Annotated in this window: 14 protein-coding genes; 4 read left to right on the forward strand and 10 right to left on the reverse strand. The window is 40.0% G+C overall.

Translation table 11 applies throughout. The features are described from left to right. Positions 1–5: 5 nt before the first annotated feature. Both IGI49_RS19085 and opp3b read right to left on the reverse strand, forming a co-directional pair. Positions 6–1,040 carry an ABC transporter permease gene (locus IGI49_RS19085; RefSeq protein ID WP_207701651.1) on the reverse strand — a complete coding sequence of 345 codons (1,035 nt, stop codon included), beginning with the start codon at positions 1,038–1,040 and terminating at the stop codon, positions 6–8. After that, positions 1,040–1,981 (reverse strand): oligopeptide ABC transporter permease, encoded by a 942-nt coding sequence (gene opp3b / locus IGI49_RS19090; protein WP_429965982.1) that lies wholly within the window; start codon positions 1,979–1,981, stop codon positions 1,040–1,042. Before opp3b ends, IGI49_RS19085 begins: the two co-directional genes overlap by 1 nt. Before the next feature lie 161 nt (positions 1,982–2,142). Between opp3b and IGI49_RS19095 the strand changes: the two genes are divergently transcribed. Next, on the forward strand, positions 2,143–2,472 hold the full coding sequence (locus IGI49_RS19095) for a DUF3899 domain-containing protein (RefSeq protein ID WP_429965981.1): 330 nt from the start codon (positions 2,143–2,145) through the stop codon (positions 2,470–2,472). Positions 2,473–2,482: 10 nt separating this feature from the next. On the opposite strand, the gene IGI49_RS19100 is transcribed toward IGI49_RS19095, so the two are convergent. After that, positions 2,483–4,144 carry a peptide ABC transporter substrate-binding protein gene (locus IGI49_RS19100; RefSeq protein ID WP_429965980.1) on the reverse strand — a complete coding sequence of 554 codons (1,662 nt, stop codon included), beginning with the start codon at positions 4,142–4,144 and terminating at the stop codon, positions 2,483–2,485. A gap of 859 nt (positions 4,145–5,003) precedes the next feature. On the opposite strand from IGI49_RS19100, the gene IGI49_RS19105 reads away from it, so the two are divergent. After that, entirely contained in the window at positions 5,004–6,056 is a 1,053-nt protein-coding gene (locus IGI49_RS19105) for a hypothetical protein (RefSeq protein WP_429965979.1), read from the forward strand. Positions 6,057–6,257: 201 nt separating this feature from the next. On the opposite strand, the gene IGI49_RS19110 is transcribed toward IGI49_RS19105, so the two are convergent. Next, positions 6,258–7,610, reverse strand: a complete 1,353-nt coding sequence (locus IGI49_RS19110) for an esterase/lipase family protein (RefSeq protein WP_429965978.1) — start codon at positions 7,608–7,610, stop codon at positions 6,258–6,260. Between the two features lie 171 nt (positions 7,611–7,781). Here IGI49_RS19110 and IGI49_RS19115 point away from each other — a divergent pair, with 171 nt between their 5' ends. Both IGI49_RS19115 and IGI49_RS19120 read left to right on the forward strand, forming a co-directional pair. After that, on the forward strand, positions 7,782–8,387 hold the full coding sequence (locus IGI49_RS19115; protein WP_429965977.1) for a hypothetical protein: 606 nt from the start codon (positions 7,782–7,784) through the stop codon (positions 8,385–8,387). A gap of 10 nt (positions 8,388–8,397) precedes the next feature. Beyond that, positions 8,398–8,874 carry a DUF5067 domain-containing protein gene (locus IGI49_RS19120; protein ID WP_429965976.1) on the forward strand — a complete coding sequence of 159 codons (477 nt, stop codon included), beginning with the start codon at positions 8,398–8,400 and terminating at the stop codon, positions 8,872–8,874. Between the two features lie 87 nt (positions 8,875–8,961). Here IGI49_RS19120 and IGI49_RS19125 read toward each other — a convergent pair whose 3' ends face one another. The 6 genes from IGI49_RS19125 to pepV form a co-directional block, all read right to left on the reverse strand. Then, on the reverse strand, positions 8,962–9,525 hold the full coding sequence (locus tag IGI49_RS19125; protein ID WP_429965975.1) for a YbhB/YbcL family Raf kinase inhibitor-like protein: 564 nt from the start codon (positions 9,523–9,525) through the stop codon (positions 8,962–8,964). Next, complete coding sequence (locus tag IGI49_RS19130) at positions 9,525–10,118, reverse strand: Crp/Fnr family transcriptional regulator (RefSeq protein WP_429965974.1); 594 nt, start codon at positions 10,116–10,118, stop codon at positions 9,525–9,527. The genes IGI49_RS19125 and IGI49_RS19130 overlap by 1 nt, the downstream gene beginning before the upstream one ends. Before the next feature lie 72 nt (positions 10,119–10,190). Beyond that, positions 10,191–11,114 (reverse strand): N(5)-(carboxyethyl)ornithine synthase, encoded by a 924-nt coding sequence (locus tag IGI49_RS19135; protein ID WP_429965973.1) that lies wholly within the window; start codon positions 11,112–11,114, stop codon positions 10,191–10,193. 167 nt (positions 11,115–11,281) lie between these two features. After that, positions 11,282–11,650: a PqqD family protein gene (locus IGI49_RS19140; protein ID WP_429965972.1), complete on the reverse strand. Its 369-nt coding sequence runs from the start codon at positions 11,648–11,650 to the stop codon at positions 11,282–11,284. Next, the gene (locus IGI49_RS19145) at positions 11,640–13,568 is read right to left on the reverse strand and encodes an OPT/YSL family transporter (protein ID WP_429965971.1); all 1,929 of its coding nucleotides are present in this window, start codon (positions 13,566–13,568) and stop codon (positions 11,640–11,642) included. The genes IGI49_RS19140 and IGI49_RS19145 overlap by 11 nt, the downstream gene beginning before the upstream one ends. 89 nt (positions 13,569–13,657) lie before the next feature. After that, positions 13,658–15,073 carry a dipeptidase PepV gene (gene pepV, locus IGI49_RS19150; RefSeq protein ID WP_429965970.1) on the reverse strand — a complete coding sequence of 472 codons (1,416 nt, stop codon included), beginning with the start codon at positions 15,071–15,073 and terminating at the stop codon, positions 13,658–13,660. Positions 15,074–15,382: the final 309 nt, after the last annotated feature.

The raw sequence follows: 15,382 nt of genomic DNA on the forward strand, positions 1-15,382 counted from the left end.
TGATATCACTCCTTCATTTTCGGATCAAAGGCATCCCGTACACCATCCGCCAGCAGATTAAAGCAAATCATAATGACTGAGATGGTAATCGCTGGAATCCATAACAAGTAGGGCAAATATAAGAAAGTCTTGTATCCGTCATTCAGCAGGGTTCCTAATGAAGCAGACGGCGGTGTCAGCCCCAGTCCGATAAAGCTCAAGAAGGCTTCAAAGAAAATCGCCGATGGAATACTAAACATCATTTGAATAATAATCACACTAGAGATGTTGGGCAAAATATGCTTTAAGGCAATTCGCCATTTTGGTTCACCTAGCGTCATACCGGCTAACACATATTCCTGATCCTTCAATTTAAGGGTCTGCGCCCGGACAATCCGGGCCATCGGAATCCAGTTAGTAATCGCCATTGCCGCAACGATCGAGATAATTCCCGGTTTGAAAACCACCAACATCAGTATCATAACCACCAAATTAGGAATCCCTGATAAAACTTCTAAAAATCGCTGCATGACATTGTCTACACGTCCACCGATTAATCCAGAGATCAGACCGTAAATCACACCAAGAGTGATATCAAATAAAGCTGCAATAAAAGCAATCAATAAGGAAATTCGGGTTCCCATGAATAAACGACTAAGCACATCCCGTCCTAAACCGTCCGTACCAAGAAAAAAATTCACGTTGGCTGGAACAGCTGCTTCCTTATACTTATCGACCATTTGACCAGCCACTTCCGTTTTTCCGTTGAGTCCATCAACATTCAAGCCCGGAATCCGCGGCGGTAAATTAATGTATTCGACATTTTGCTGTGTAGGATTATGCGGGGAGACAAAGATGGTCACCACCGAGATGAAAATAATGATTCCCAAAGCAGCCATTGATAAAACAGCTGCTTTATTTTTCTTTAGCCGCCGCCAAGAATCCTGCAAAAAGGTCAAGGAAGGCGTCGCAATTTCTTCACGTTTCGCTTCGGTATTGCCCTGCAGCAGCTCAAAAGCGCTGACTGGAAGGTCCTTGATTTTGTGTTTCGATACATCCATTAGCCTTTGCTCCCTTCTGATAGACGGATCCGTGGATCAACCAAGCCGTATAAGATATCTACGATAAAAATTACCACAACTAGCATAAAGGAGTACAAAATCGTCACTGCCATAATCGTTGGATAATCATTTGTAGTAATTGACTTAACAAACTGTTCGCCAATGCCTGGAATGGCAAAAATGTTTTCAACCACCAAGGAACCGGTCATTAGAGCAACTGCTAGAGGCCCGATCAACGTTAATAATGGAATCAAACTATTCCGTAAACCATGCTTGAAAGCAATTTGCCAGCGGCTAAGTCCTTTTGCCCGGGCCAGCTCCACATAATCACTATGCAGAACCTCTACCATCTCGGTTCGCACAAAGCGGGCCGAATCCGCTAATGGTGACATAGCCAAAGCCACTGTCGGCAAAATAGTATAGATAAATCCATCCCACTTAGCGATAGGAAACCAGCCTAACTTGATCGCAAAAACGTATTGCAGCAGCACTGCGAAAACAAAGTTGGGAATCGAACGACCCAAAATCGCCATCAAAGTAGATGAAGTATCCACCCATGTATTTTGCTTCATGGCCGAAATGGTTCCTAACAAAATACCGGCCAAGGTTCCAAAAATAATTGCCTGTACTCCTAGCTGTAGAGAAGGTCCAATCCTTCCGGCCAATAAAGCCGCAACCGGCTGATTCTTAAACTGGAAGGAAATACCAAAATTGCCCTGTACTAGGTTTGATAGGTAAATTCCGTATTGGACAATTATGGGTTTATCCAAGCCCACCTGCCGATTTAACATTTCAATTGTTTCCGGGCTTAGACGCTCCTGATTAGTATAAGGAGTTCCTGGTAATAACTGCATCAGGAAAAACGTGACTGTCGCAATCAGCCACAGGGTAATAATCATAAAAAATACACGGTTTAGTAAATACTTTATGTAACTATTCAATGAACCATCGCCTCCTCTTTCACATTCTGACATTAAGCGGTTCCAGCTTTGTTGTGTAAAAGCAACTCACCTAAGGAAGTCATTTAGCCATCAACCTGTATCCTTTGACTTCCCTTCTGATCTTCGATAAATTACTGATAACAAATCAAAAGGAGCCTATTATGAGAAAGATTATCCTTCCCTTTAGTTTGGGGATTATTATTATTTTGGCAGTAATTGGTTACTCAAGCTTTACCAACACGTTAACTGCCCAAGCCTTGTCTGATCGCTTGTTCCTATTTAGCTTGCCGCTAATAATTATCAGCGGCTTTCTATGGGTGCGATCCTCTGGCTTTTTTCGCCTGTTCCATCGATCCTTCCAATTGAATAAGCAAAAACAGAAAAAGACGGCGGCCCCTTCAGGCTCAATACCAGCTGGACCTCTGACTTTTAGTCTGGTCCTTAGTGGTATGCTATTGGGAGTCTCCCTTCTTTTTCTGCTGCTTAGCTAGTACTTAAATTTTATTCTTCAATGGAAGTCCATTTGTAATCCCATGAGGCACCTGCCGGATGATGGACAATTCCTTTTACTTTTTCATTGATTAGATGACCTTCTGCTTTTTGATAAACTGGGGCTACACCCATTTCATCCATGATCAGCTTGTTGGCCTTTTGCAAATCTTCCCAACGGGCTGTTTCATTAGTAGCGTTGGTCGTTCCAGCTGATTCAATCAATTTATCGTAATCAGCGTTGCTCCAGCGTCCGCGATTGTATGAATTACCCGTAGTGAATAAGTTAGTGAAGCTGCTTGGGTCAACATAGTCAGCACCCCAGCCACCCATCAAGACATCGAAATCACCATTGTTTGAGCGATCCAAACGAACAGACAGCGGAACTGGTGTCGGTGTTACGGTAACACCAGGCAAATTCTCTTCAATGCTGCTTTGCAAATATTCAATAATTTTCTTAGTGGAGTCAGCATCAGAAGCCAAAATGTTAAAGTTCAGAGAATCTATGTTTAATGCTTGTTTTGCTTTGTCCCAATGCTCCTTAGCTTTTTCTTTATTATAAGAAACAAGAGTGCCTGCTTCTTTGGCAAAGTCTTCATCAGTTTCTGGATTCTTGGACATATCTTCTGGGACTAAACCGGTCGAAGCAATTGATCCGTCACCTAAAATTTGTTTCGTTAATGCGTCGCGATTAATTGAGTAAGAAATCGCTTTGCGCAAATCTTCGTTGCGGAATGGAGAATTTTCTTCCCGCTGATTGTATTCCAAATAGTAGGTCGACGCTTCTTTAAAGGATTGGTAGCTAGGATCATTAGCATTTTGCTGTGCCAGCTCTCCAGAGAGAATGACATCATCTTCTTGCCCATCCTTAAACAGATTCAAAGCAGTGGACGATTCCTTGACTACACTAACATTGATGTCAGACAATTGAACTGTATCCTTATCCCAATAATTATCATTTTTCTTGTAAGACCATTCGGTATCAGTTCCTGGACCACTAAAGCCTTCTAAAGTAAAGGGACCATTATAAACTGCTTTGTCACTTTTAGTAGCATATTCCTTTCCGTTTTCTTCTACCACCTTTTGATTTTGTGGGAAGAAAGATGGGAAAGCCAATAAGTATTGGAAATAAGGAGTTGCCTGAGCTAATGTAATTTCTAATTCGTGGTCATTCACGGCTTTAATTCCTAATTCAGTCGGTTCCTTTTCACCAGCAGTTATTGCCGCAGCATTTTCTACCGGTTCAAATAAATAGGCATATTCTGAAGCGGTTTCCGGTTTAACTGTCCGCTGCCAGCCGTAAACATAATCTTGAGCTGTTACCGGATCACCATTCGACCACTTAGCATCTTCTCGTAATTTTACTTTATAAGTAAGACCGTCCTCACTAACATCGGCCATGTCACTGGCACCAGCTGCCTGAGGCTTATTATCTTTATCTAAACGGTAAATTCCTTCGTATACATTGTTTAAAGCAGTAAAACTTATTGTGTCTGTGGCCAATGATAAATCAGCTGAAGGCATCTCTTGAGGCACAACGACATTAAAAACACCTTTTTGGCTGCCGCCGCTTGTTCCACTGCTGCTATCTGTGTCGCTGTTACTATTGCCATAGCATCCTGCCAGCGCAATTCCACTTAATGCAATAACACCAAACATCATCATCTTTTTCATATACATTCCCCTTTTTTTAAAATATTCAGATTACTCTGTGTTTTTTGATGATGCTTTGTATTCTAGATAAAGCTTCATTAAAAATCAATTATTTTATCTTAACCATAATGTTAAATAACTATAATAAATAAAACAAATGCACTTCAATCGCTTCTAATAAAGATCAGGATCGATTCACCATTTCTTAAAATAACCTAAAAATAATTACCAAAAGAATGAGTAATAGATATATGTTTTTCTAATAATTTTTTTCGAATTAAAAAGATTGTGATTTAATAAACTTCTAACACAATTCGCTTATTAAAAACAAGCTTCGAAAAATAACTTAAACCCACTCTCGCAACGAATCTTTTTTATCAAATTTTCACCAACTATAGTTTAAAAATCAAACAATATTTGTCTCGTATTGTTCATAGATAGACTAATTAGACTAAAACCTTTCCTTACTACTACATTTATCAAAAAGTCTCTATCAGAAAATTTTAATCACTTGCAAATTTTTTGTGCTAATCGAACGATTCGTTCCAATAAATTCGTTCATTCTCTGTACATTCCTTAAGCCCGAACCTCACAAGCTGATGAAAAATCCTACTGCTGGAAGTCCTAAAATTCAAGAAAACAGATCTAAACGAATAGGTAAAAAAACACTTTTTCTATTAAAAATTTCCTTCTCATCCCTCAGAAACTCAGTTCTGGCAATTACAATTGTTTAAAATAGTTTTAATAAAATATCATCTGTAATCTAATTGACAGCAGCTGCATTAAATAACTCTGATAAAAATAAGAAAACACTATTGATTTCTCATATGCCTTTGTAGTAATATGTAAACGTATTCTTATAACAGCTAGGAGAGATAAAATGACAAACTTAAAATTAGGCAAATCTCAAATTTTCGGCATTCGCAAATATAAAAACTTAGAAAAGCTCATGAATGATTACTACCAACAGACTAAGGATTCTGTTCATATCATTTATTGCGCAATCGCTATATCAGTGCGTAACGGTTTAAGCGCTTCAGATTTTTCTTTTGTTGCGAAGGATTTAATCCGTTCACTTTTCTTAGAGAATGAAGAGGTTCGTACAATTCCTCTTTCTTGCGTTTATTTCCGCGATTATTTTAACGAGAGCGAATGGGCTGCTGTTGTTAATCGCTTATTTAACAGCCAAGAAGAATTTGAACAATTAACTGAGAGCACCCGTGCATACATAGAAGACCTGCGGCCATTACTGATCTCAGGCGAAAATCCTACCAAAAAGAAAACCAACATGCTCTCTTACTTCAAGGATGGCAATGGCAAAAGACACAGCTGGAGCCTGAGCAATGTCAACCCCAACATTACTAAAGATCAACACTATGCTTTGCTATCAATTTTAGGAACACTGAATATTTTTGAAAAAGATGGCGTTCGTCGTTTTGTTGAACCAATTTATGCTGATTTCCTAACTTATGAATCAGGTTTTGATCGCAGAAATGAAGAAGAAGCGGCTGATTTGCGGGAAAAAGCAGGAAAATTATTGCCAATAACCATCCAGAGTGCTCCCGTCGAAGAAAATACATTTACTCAAGATCACAAAATTCGAACGTCTAACCAAGAAATACCGCATACCCATGGCCTTCATGAATCGATAAACGAAAGCGACGCAAATGCCAAACGTGATTTCTTATTGAAAGAATTTGACCCTTCCTCCGTTTCTCAAGAAGAACTTCCTGACTTGGCAATGAAGGCCATTCTTGAAGGAAAAAGCCTTCGTGATATGCAGCTAGAGCAGGAAAAACAAAAAGAACAAGTCCAGACTCAAACCCCTTCAGTGAAAAAAATGCTCACTCGAGAGGAACGTATAAAGCAACTTCAAGAGCTGCGAAGAGGAAAGAAACATCAAAATAAACGGCGTGGGAAAAAAAGGAAGTAGCATAATTACCCTTTCCCATAGTGAGCAAGACATTGTGAATCCATTGATCTATTTTTTCACTATTACTGATAAAGCTAGTTTATGAAGTCAGACACTGCAGCTCTCATTATGTTAAGTTGACTATTCTATAATTTCTTTGCACACGAAAAAAAGCCGCCACAGCTGGCGACCTTGAATAGCTTTTTACTCGTGTGGCTGAGACTAATAGCCCTTCTCTTTTAAATCGACAATCAGATCTTTGTAAAATTCGCGAACATCAAAGCCCTCAATATTTTCTCGGGTTAAGTCAATGACATCGGCGTGAGAAATACCGCGTTTCGCGGGTGGTTCAATTAACAACGTCTCATCGAAATAGCCAGCTGACTCTACTGAAACCAGCCCATCATTTCGACCATCGAAATGCTTGACGACTGGGTAAAAGAGATTCAAAGGGAATTTTCCGCTAGAAGCTTTCTTGACAAAAGTTGCAACGCTTTGGTAATAAACACCATCCACATTAGGCATTTGCTGATTGAGTTTCAGACAAGCTTCATCACTCAAATCACTGACAGCTGTCAAAAAGTTAGGATTATAATCTCCCAGTTTTTGGAAGGCACCATTGTAAACAGTCTCAACCACCTTAACTAATCTTGCAGGCGCATTTTTCAATAAATAATTGGCAAAAATACAGCCTTGATGCGGTGTATTAATCGTGGTCAACGAAGCGACATAAGAAACAACGCCGCAATTTGATATAGCATAGCGGCTATCCAGTCCGCCCTTGGAATGAGCGATAATGTTTATTTTCTCACAGCCAGTCTCTTCAACAATTTTCATGATCTGTTCGGCCAGCTGCTGACCACAATAAGCAACTGCCTGTGCAGATTCTTGATTGCCGTAATAAATCTCGGCTCCCCGTTGTTTTAGAAACCGTGGAATTCGTCCCCAGTAATTTAAATACTCAATATCTCGAAAAAATACGCCATGAACCAGCAGGATCGGGTATTTGGTGAGGCACTGCTGCGTTTCTGCTGCTACTTCATCGACTAAATCCTTTTTATATTCAAAAGCTAGTTCTTGTTCAACAATAGCAATCACTTTTAGCAGCATGTAAATATTCACTAAGGGAATCCAGCCGCAAAGCGCTGCGATTATTCGCATTTGCAATCCTAACTGAACAGAAGACAGAAAGACACGAAGCATCCCGTTCCAAAATAAAACGGTCTCCAGTAAAATAAACCAGGCCACTCCACCTAAAAAAACTGGCCAAAAAATCTGCTTAAGCAGCAATAAAAACAGCACTGTTACCAGCATCAACAAACAACTCATGATAAAAATCTTCAACGATAAGCAGCCGCTATATAAAACACTTAGATGCTTACGCTCAAATTGTTTCTTAGGAAAATGATGAATCAGTACTAAAGCCGCCACAAAACCGGCAATAAAAATAATTAGCTTAACCAAGAATCCCGACACCCTTATAGAGGCGATAATCGGAACCAAAATACATAAATTATACAAGAAACCATAAATAAAGGTGTAGCTGGCATCTCTTATCAGAAACGAACGCAACACAATCACCCTTTCCCCAAACTTTCCTTCTCTATAAAGTATAGCATACTCCTTTTCCTGCTACCGATCTTCTTTAGTAGTGTCCTTCCAAGCAACTATCAATTAAGTTGTTTTCTCTCAGACTAAAATACTTTATACTTTTAGCTAAAGCATATTTTTAAAAAGGAGTATTCTGTGACTAAACTTCTCTCTCTAACTACCGAAGTCCTTTGGCAAATTAAACGTAATTCAACGATTAGCTTTAGTAATTTAAGTCTTAGCTTGCTTTTTTGTCTTCTATTTAATTTGCTTGGCAGAGTCTACCTAGTTTTAGCGAAAGCAAAATTGGAAAATCAAAAGGATTTAAATACTCTGAGTCTTGTTGATACACAGCAGCAATTGATTCTTTTTTTATCAATTCTGCAATTACTGACTTTGGCAGCAATTCTAACGGCCGCTGTCTTAGGAACGCTTTACTACAGTACGATTTTCACGAAACATTTTCTTGCTTCAAAGGAAGAATTTATGATAAAAAAATATCTTGGTGCCTTCAGCTGGTATGTCTCCTTCCCTCTCTTTTTAGAAACTTGGCTGGCTCTAATGGTCGGCTTCGGATTGGGTGTTAAGATTATTCGACTGCTGTATCAGGTTGTTGCTGACCATTCAGGACAAACACTGCGGAGCTACCTGATTCAGCCCGTTTATTTCATTGAAGCTGTCGAACTGCCACTATTCGCTGCCCTAACCGTTATTCCTTTCCTACTGACACTTAGCGCCCACAGAAAAATAAGGACTTATTAAGGAGAAAATCATGAAAAAAAAGAGGATTAAACTTAGTTTACTAGTGGCCTACGCAATTTTACTGAGTGCCTGTACACCTGTTTCAAAAATGGCAACCTTATCGACTGAAGGAACTGATTCAGAGGTGTTGCATTACGGTTCAGAAGATTCGATCGCTTTTCCTTCGGCTGAGATCACTTTTTTAGAAAGTGGCAAAAATAGTTCGGATATTTTTTATTGCCAAATTAAATGGACCAATAATACAGAAAAAGCTCTCTCGTTTAATGAAATGTTTCCTACTTTCAAAGCCGAACAAGTCAAAGAGTTAAATGATCCTAATGCACTACCGTTAGAAATGTTAGTGCTGGCGAGGGATAGGAAAAAGCTTGATCCTGGAAAATCTCAAAATCTAACCCTTAAGTTTCAACTGAAAAATCAAGAGGATTTGGTTTACCTGACCTTTGGTACAATAGACAATTTTGAGAAGCATTACGATATTTATCTGTAAAAAATCGTTCGCACCAAGTCCCTAGGGTCTTGAGGCGAACGATTCTTTCTGAATGATTCAAATAAGTGCAATCTCATTTGAATGTATTTATTTTCCTGGATAACTTCCAATTGCGCTGCCATATTGAATGATGTGCCCCTCCACCGCTGCCATAAGTTCTTCTTTTTTCGCGGCTGGATCCAGTTTTAATTTTTTATTTAGAGCAAAGACATGATACTTGTAACGGTGACTTCCGAAAGGGGGCTTAGGTCCGCGATAACGATGCTTTCCATACCCTACCCCTTGGATAGCTTCTGACAATCCTGATACGGTTTTTCCTTGAGGGATCGCTTCTGGAATAATCTGTTGCGGCGGCAAATTCCAAACAACCCAGTGATTATACACACCCATCAGTGGATGATCGATATCATCCATGATTATGGTTATCGAAACCACCTCACGGTCCAACTGAGACACCTGTATTTCCGGTGAGACATCCTCTCCATTGCCAGAATACCGCTTTGGTATCACAGAATCAGACCCAAAAGCAGGAATGGAAACTGACAAGGGCTGATATTTTTCGCTAATATGAATATCCGAATTCTGATTAAATCTGACCAACAGCACTGCAAGCATTAAAACAATTAGAATAGTTCCAACTATCTTTACCATCAAACTTCCTCGCGAAGAGTGCGACGTATTCGACTTAAGGATACTGGGGTGATACCTACGTAAGTCGCAATATGGGTATGACTCACCCGCTGATCAATATCAGGAATTCTCTGTTTTAATTCAATATACCGTTGTGTAGCATTTTGATTAATCAGGGCTGTCTCCCTCATCAATTTGAGACGCAGCGTTTCTTCCAACAAACCAATGTACACCCAAGTCAAGGAAGGTTCTTCCATCATTAATTCCTGAATTTTCGTGTAATCAAAGCAAACCACCTCACACGGTTCTACAGCTTCAAAATTACACATTACCTGTCCAGCATAAACGACATTATGGGTACCAAAGATTCTTCCTTCCTGCATAAATAAATGAGTGAGATCATTTCCTTGATTGTCCAAATAAAATTTACGGACTAATCCCTCAACCAGTAAATAAAGCCGACTTTCTTTGTCACCGGAAGCGACGATTAAATCACCAGGCTGAAACTTCTTCATACTACCTAAAGCTGCAATTTGAGCGACGGTCTCCTCACTAATCGCTGTTTTTCGATAGCGGTTGACCAGCGTTTGAAGGCTTGTTTTAATATCTGTCATGCCAGCTCCCCATTCCTTTTTTACTTTATTGTAAAGGTCTGAGAGTATTCTGTCATTATCATAGGATAAGAACTAGCCTATTTCCGGCCTTACTCGTGCGTTTTCCAAAACTGAATTGTCTTGATTCTCGACTAGATCGTCCACGTACTTGGCGACTTCCTTAGAAATGGCTTTAGTCGATGTTTGAAAGAAAATGCTGGGGGTATTGTTGATCGTGTAGTGCAGAATGGAATCTACCTCATAGAGTGAGTCGTCAGCACTTGGTCTGCACGTTTCAATTGCCCCATGCGTATCACTGCTGATGTCGATAATCAATGAGTGGGGTGTTAATTTCTTAAGGTCTGCCCTAGAAAGGATATGATCCTGCCGCTTTTTGTCCCATTTTACGGCATTGACAACAACAGTGAAATTTCCCAATTCCTTCTGCAGCAGTTTTTCCTGTTGACGGTTGTAAATAACTACCTCAGCGCCCAGCTTTTCCAATATCCGAATAGCTCCTTGAGCAACATTTCCTCTGCCAATCACTGCTGCCTTCGTCTCCTCTGGTAATTTGCCATAAAGTAAATACGCATGCATGATAGCTGCTTCACCAGCAATTTGATTATTCTCCCAAAAAGAGTGCCGGTTGTCCTGGTACATCCGTTCCCAAGCGATCATTTCGACACCGCGTCTATAAAGCGGTTCCAACGAAGCTTGATTTGAACTTGTGTGAATCCAGCCAAACAGCACCTGTCCCCTTTTCAGTAAATCTAAGTAGTCGGCTTCACCAATTTTAGGATCACAAATAATGTCTTGCTTCAGCACCCGATCTCGCTGGAGTACGCTGCAGCCTAGCTGTTCATAAGCCGCATCTTCAATCCCCAAATGTTCACCATACCCTGTTTCAAAAATGAGTTGCTGCTTATTTTGAATGTCCTGAATATCTGATGGCAGCAAAGCTCTGCGCTTTTCATTTGGTTTATGTCCAATCACAAATCCCATGGTTCGTTTACTCATCGTTCTTCCTCCTTGTTTCAAAAATTTCTAATGTTCAAGTAAAAAAATCTATAGTATTTCCCTTCAAAATAATTGTATCATGAAGAGTTTCTTTCACTAAATATTAACTCTGAGAGCCAAAAAAAGAGCTCGCCTCACGATTTTCATCGTAAAGCGACCCCTTCGTTTTAACTGATTCGTTCAATATATTTTTCGTTTTTCTCTAAATGATTGAGGTAAAGCAGCAAACGATCATACAATTGGTTATTGGCTTCTTCATAGGCTTCGCCTAAGCGTTCCCCAATCTCCCGTACATTGCGCTGTCCGTCAATTTGCTGAAGAATAAAGCTGCCGTATTGATCCAGCTCCATCTCAGAAGTTTCAGGAATTTTATACTTTATTTTTCGCAGCATGCGCTGAACCCAAGCATTTTGTTCCTTAATGACGAAGACAATCCCGTCCCGAACTTCGTACTGCAGTTCCGGTTTCACTTGATAAACACGTTCTAATAATTGATCCGTTTCAGCATTTAATGCAGCTGAATTTTTATTTGTCATTAGCTTTCACATTCTTTACTTTTAACAAAGGTAATACAATTGAGATGACCAAAATAACTAATAACAGACCCGCAGCCCAGTTACTTCCTAAGAAGCCCGTTGGTGAACCTGGCGTAACAATTCCGGTTACTTGTAAAATAATTCCGATCAAACCGATGATTGAACCACCCGCGATTAATCCAGAAGACAAGCTGATTCCTAACGTAATTCGCTCTTCGCCAACCTCTTCTGATTCCTTCTTGTTCATGAATTCAATGAAGACACGAATCAAGGCACCCACTAGGATGATTGAAGTAGTTGAAATTGGCAAATAGAATCCAATAGCAAAGGTCATAATAGAAACGCCCTGCAATTGTAATACGATCCCCATTACAATACCAGCAATAATCATGTGCCATGGCAAGCTGCCTGATGTAATACCAGCAGTCAAGGTTGCCATTAAGTTCGCTTGCGGCAGACCAAATGGTGGGTTTGCACCTGTGATTTGTAATTGAGGCGTTAAGATAACCATCATACCAGTTACAATAATAACCCCTACAATGTTGGCAATTACAAAGTAGCGACGTCCTTCATTGAAGTTGCCTCCCATAACGAAAGTCACCTTTTGTGATTGTGAGTAACCACCACCAACAGAAATAGCCAATACGATAAAGGTACCAAACAATAATAGTTGTTGCGTATTTTCAGCTGAAGTCCAACCCATCACAACGAAAACTAAAGTCAAAATAACCATTGAGGCAATTGTCATACCGGATACAGGTAAATTAGATGTACCGATTGTTCCAGTCAAGCGACCAGCAACAATAACGAACAACAAACTCAAGATGATTGACAAGATACCACCAACTAAAGCCATTGCTATGTTTCCTGTAATGACAAAGCCCATAACTAAAGCAACTACTGCACCGATAATTAGTGGCAATATTCCACCGCCGCCTTCAGCATCAGCACCTTCTGTTTTACGTCCCTTCATAGTTGCCGAAATAGATGAAATAATGGTCGGGATTAATTTAATTGCCCCGATTAACCCACCGGAAATCATCATACCAGCACCAATATAACGGACATACGAACCAGAGATGACAGCAAAGTCCGCTGTGTTTAATAACTGACCAGCGTTATCCCAAATAGTTGCGCCACCACCAGCCATTCCCATGAAATAGCCTAATAATGGAGCGATTGCGAAGTTTGCCAAAATGGACCCAGCAAACATCAATAGTGAAACGTCCATGCCAACGATAAATCCTATCCCAGCTAACAATGGGTTTACTTCTGTTTCAAATTTCCATTTGTAGAAGCTCTCATTTACGAAGCTGATGACATTATTCATAATACCTAATACCGAACCTGTTAAAACAGTAATAATTCCGCCAATACCAAAACCGATTCCCATATATTTCAAGGATTCGCCACCGGTATCTGAAGCAACTAACGTCTCCGAAATTGCCATTGCTTCTGGGTAAACCAATTTACCGTGTTCGTCTACTAGCATGTAATCTTGGACTAACGTGAACACGCCGACACCTAGAAGTACTGCGCCAACACCTAAAGCTACACCCTCGAAGAAATTGATTTTCCCACCAACCAAAATAACCGCTGGTAATACGAAAATCATCCCGCTGGCTACCGATTCCCCACCAGATGACATTAATTGCAGTAAATTTTTACCTAAAATTGTTCGTGGCTTAACAAAAAGTGAAATTAAACCTGAACCAATAATTGCTCCGGGAATCCCTGCGGCAACGGTAAGTCCCGCTTTCATTCCTGAGTATGCTGTTGAGGCTGCAAATACCGCCGCTAAGATAATTCCTAGCGTTAGGATAATTCCTGAACCTGATTTTTTCGGCTTGTCCTCTACGTATGGTACGTAGTCTCTCCCGGACACGCCGCCAAATGCGTCTTTCGACAATTTTTTCATTATCCGAAATTCCTTTCCTACCTTTTTCCCCTAAGGTACACACTATGAAGGAGTCCTGCTCTCAAACAGGACTCCCTAAGCCTGTCAATCTATTTTGCCAAACGGTAAATTGCGTCAGCGTATATCGCAGTTGCTTTTAATAAGCTATCCACTGGCATGAATTCGTTTGGTTGATGCATTACGTTTTCTTCACCTGGGAACAATGCGCCATAAGCGACACCACGTTCCAAGATACGGCCATAAGTTCCGCCGCCGATTGATTGTTCTTCCCCTTTGTTGCCAGTATGTTCTTCATAAACGTCCAATAAGATTTTAACCAATGGATCGTCTCCTGGTACATAATGAGGCGTTTTGACGTCACCAATAATCTCGATTGAAACACCTTCGTCTTTCAATACTTCTTTCATATTGTCCAAGATGTCGTCTTTAGTAATTCCTTCTGGATGACGAATATTTAAGGTAACTTTCTTCGCACCATCTTGCGTATAATCAAACAAGTTAGCTGATGAAGTAGTTTCACCCATTACATCATGTTTGGTGTAAGCATTTAATTTCTTACCGTTATAATCTAAATGCATGTAGTCAGCAATCACTTTCACATAATGAACGCCTGAAGCATCCAAATCATGATCAACTAAAAATGTTGCCAAGTAAGTAGCGGCATTAATACCAAATTTAGGTTCTTGAGCGTGAGCTCCTTTACCGATTGTGGTTAATGTGATTTGGCCGTTTTCCTCTTTATATTCTCCATCTACTTCTTTTTCAGCAGTAAATGTTTCAAAAGCAGCTTTTAAGTCAGCAGCCTTCGTTTCATCATTAACCTTCAAGACCGCTGTTGCATCACCAGGTACCATATTGGTACGCATGCCCGCTTTAAAGCTTTCTAAAGTGAACGCACCAGTGTCTCCAGCTTGATTGTCAAAAGTAACTTCGTAAGATAGGATTCCTTTTTCACCATTGATAATTGGGAAGTTGGCATCGGGTGAAAAACCAACCTTTGGCATTTCTTCCACTTCCATATAGCGATGAATTCCTACCCATTCGCTTTCTTCATCAGTTCCGAAAATAAAACGGATCTTTTTAGAAAGCGGTAATTCTAAATCTTTAATAATCTTCATTGCATAGTAAGCCGCAATTGAAGGGCCTTTGTCATCGCTAGAACCGCGTGCGTAAAGTTTGCCGTCTTTCACTACTGGTTCAAAAGGATCAGTATCCCAATTATCATCGACAGGTACTACATCAACGTGACCTAGTAAGCCAAACATTTCTTCGCCGTCACCATAATCAATATGGCCTGCAACGTTTTCAATGTTTTTGGTTTCAAATCCATCACGTTCTGCAATTTCTAACACTTTGCGTAAAGCAGCCGCTGGTCCAGGTCCTAATGGTTCTTCTTTGGTACCATGTTCTATGTCGCGAACACTATCAATACGCAGCAAATCTTCAAGATCTCTCATCAAATCATCTTTGCGTACTTCAACTTCTTTTTGCCAATCAATTGTCATTGTTAATCTCCCTGCTCTCTTATTTATTTAACGGAAATATCCGCCAGTACGAATTAGAAAGTTCGTGCAGTAACACAACTTCTTTTCTCATTGTGATGTTGGCTAAACCTTCTTCCTATCAGTAATCATACCCCAGTTTTTTTCAAAAGAGTAATAATACGAACTAGAAATAGCTTGCTCCAATCGACTTCATGAGAAAAAAATCGTTATTCTAACATTTACAATCCTGCAGTTGTGTTCACCTCCCTAATCGGTTATTATAGCGTAAATAACGTAAAGCGTCATTTGCCCTCCTCCGGTTTTTTAGCA

It is taken from the genome of Enterococcus sp. AZ071, from assembly GCF_050499065.1.
Taxonomy (GTDB): Bacteria; Bacillota; Bacilli; order Lactobacillales; family Enterococcaceae; genus Enterococcus_A; species Enterococcus_A ferrettii.

Coding starts and splice junctions, on each gene's coding strand:
- IGI49_RS19145 (WP_429965971.1), bottom strand. CDS start 13,568: ATGAAAAAATTGTCGAAAGACGCATTTGGCGGCGTGTCCGGGAGAGAC.
- IGI49_RS19140 (WP_429965972.1), bottom strand. CDS start 11,650: ATGACAAATAAAAATTCAGCTGCATTAAATGCTGAAACGGATCAATTA.
- IGI49_RS19120 (WP_429965976.1), top strand. CDS start 8,398: ATGAAAAAAAAGAGGATTAAACTTAGTTTACTAGTGGCCTACGCAATT.
- pepV (WP_429965970.1), bottom strand. CDS start 15,073: ATGACAATTGATTGGCAAAAAGAAGTTGAAGTACGCAAAGATGATTTG.
- IGI49_RS19095 (WP_429965981.1), top strand. CDS start 2,143: ATGAGAAAGATTATCCTTCCCTTTAGTTTGGGGATTATTATTATTTTG.
- IGI49_RS19100 (WP_429965980.1), bottom strand. CDS start 4,144: ATGAAAAAGATGATGATGTTTGGTGTTATTGCATTAAGTGGAATTGCG.
- IGI49_RS19085 (WP_207701651.1), bottom strand. CDS start 1,040: ATGGATGTATCGAAACACAAAATCAAGGACCTTCCAGTCAGCGCTTTT.
- IGI49_RS19130 (WP_429965974.1), bottom strand. CDS start 10,118: ATGACAGATATTAAAACAAGCCTTCAAACGCTGGTCAACCGCTATCGA.
- IGI49_RS19135 (WP_429965973.1), bottom strand. CDS start 11,114: ATGAGTAAACGAACCATGGGATTTGTGATTGGACATAAACCAAATGAA.
- IGI49_RS19125 (WP_429965975.1), bottom strand. CDS start 9,525: ATGGTAAAGATAGTTGGAACTATTCTAATTGTTTTAATGCTTGCAGTG.
- IGI49_RS19105 (WP_429965979.1), top strand. CDS start 5,004: ATGACAAACTTAAAATTAGGCAAATCTCAAATTTTCGGCATTCGCAAA.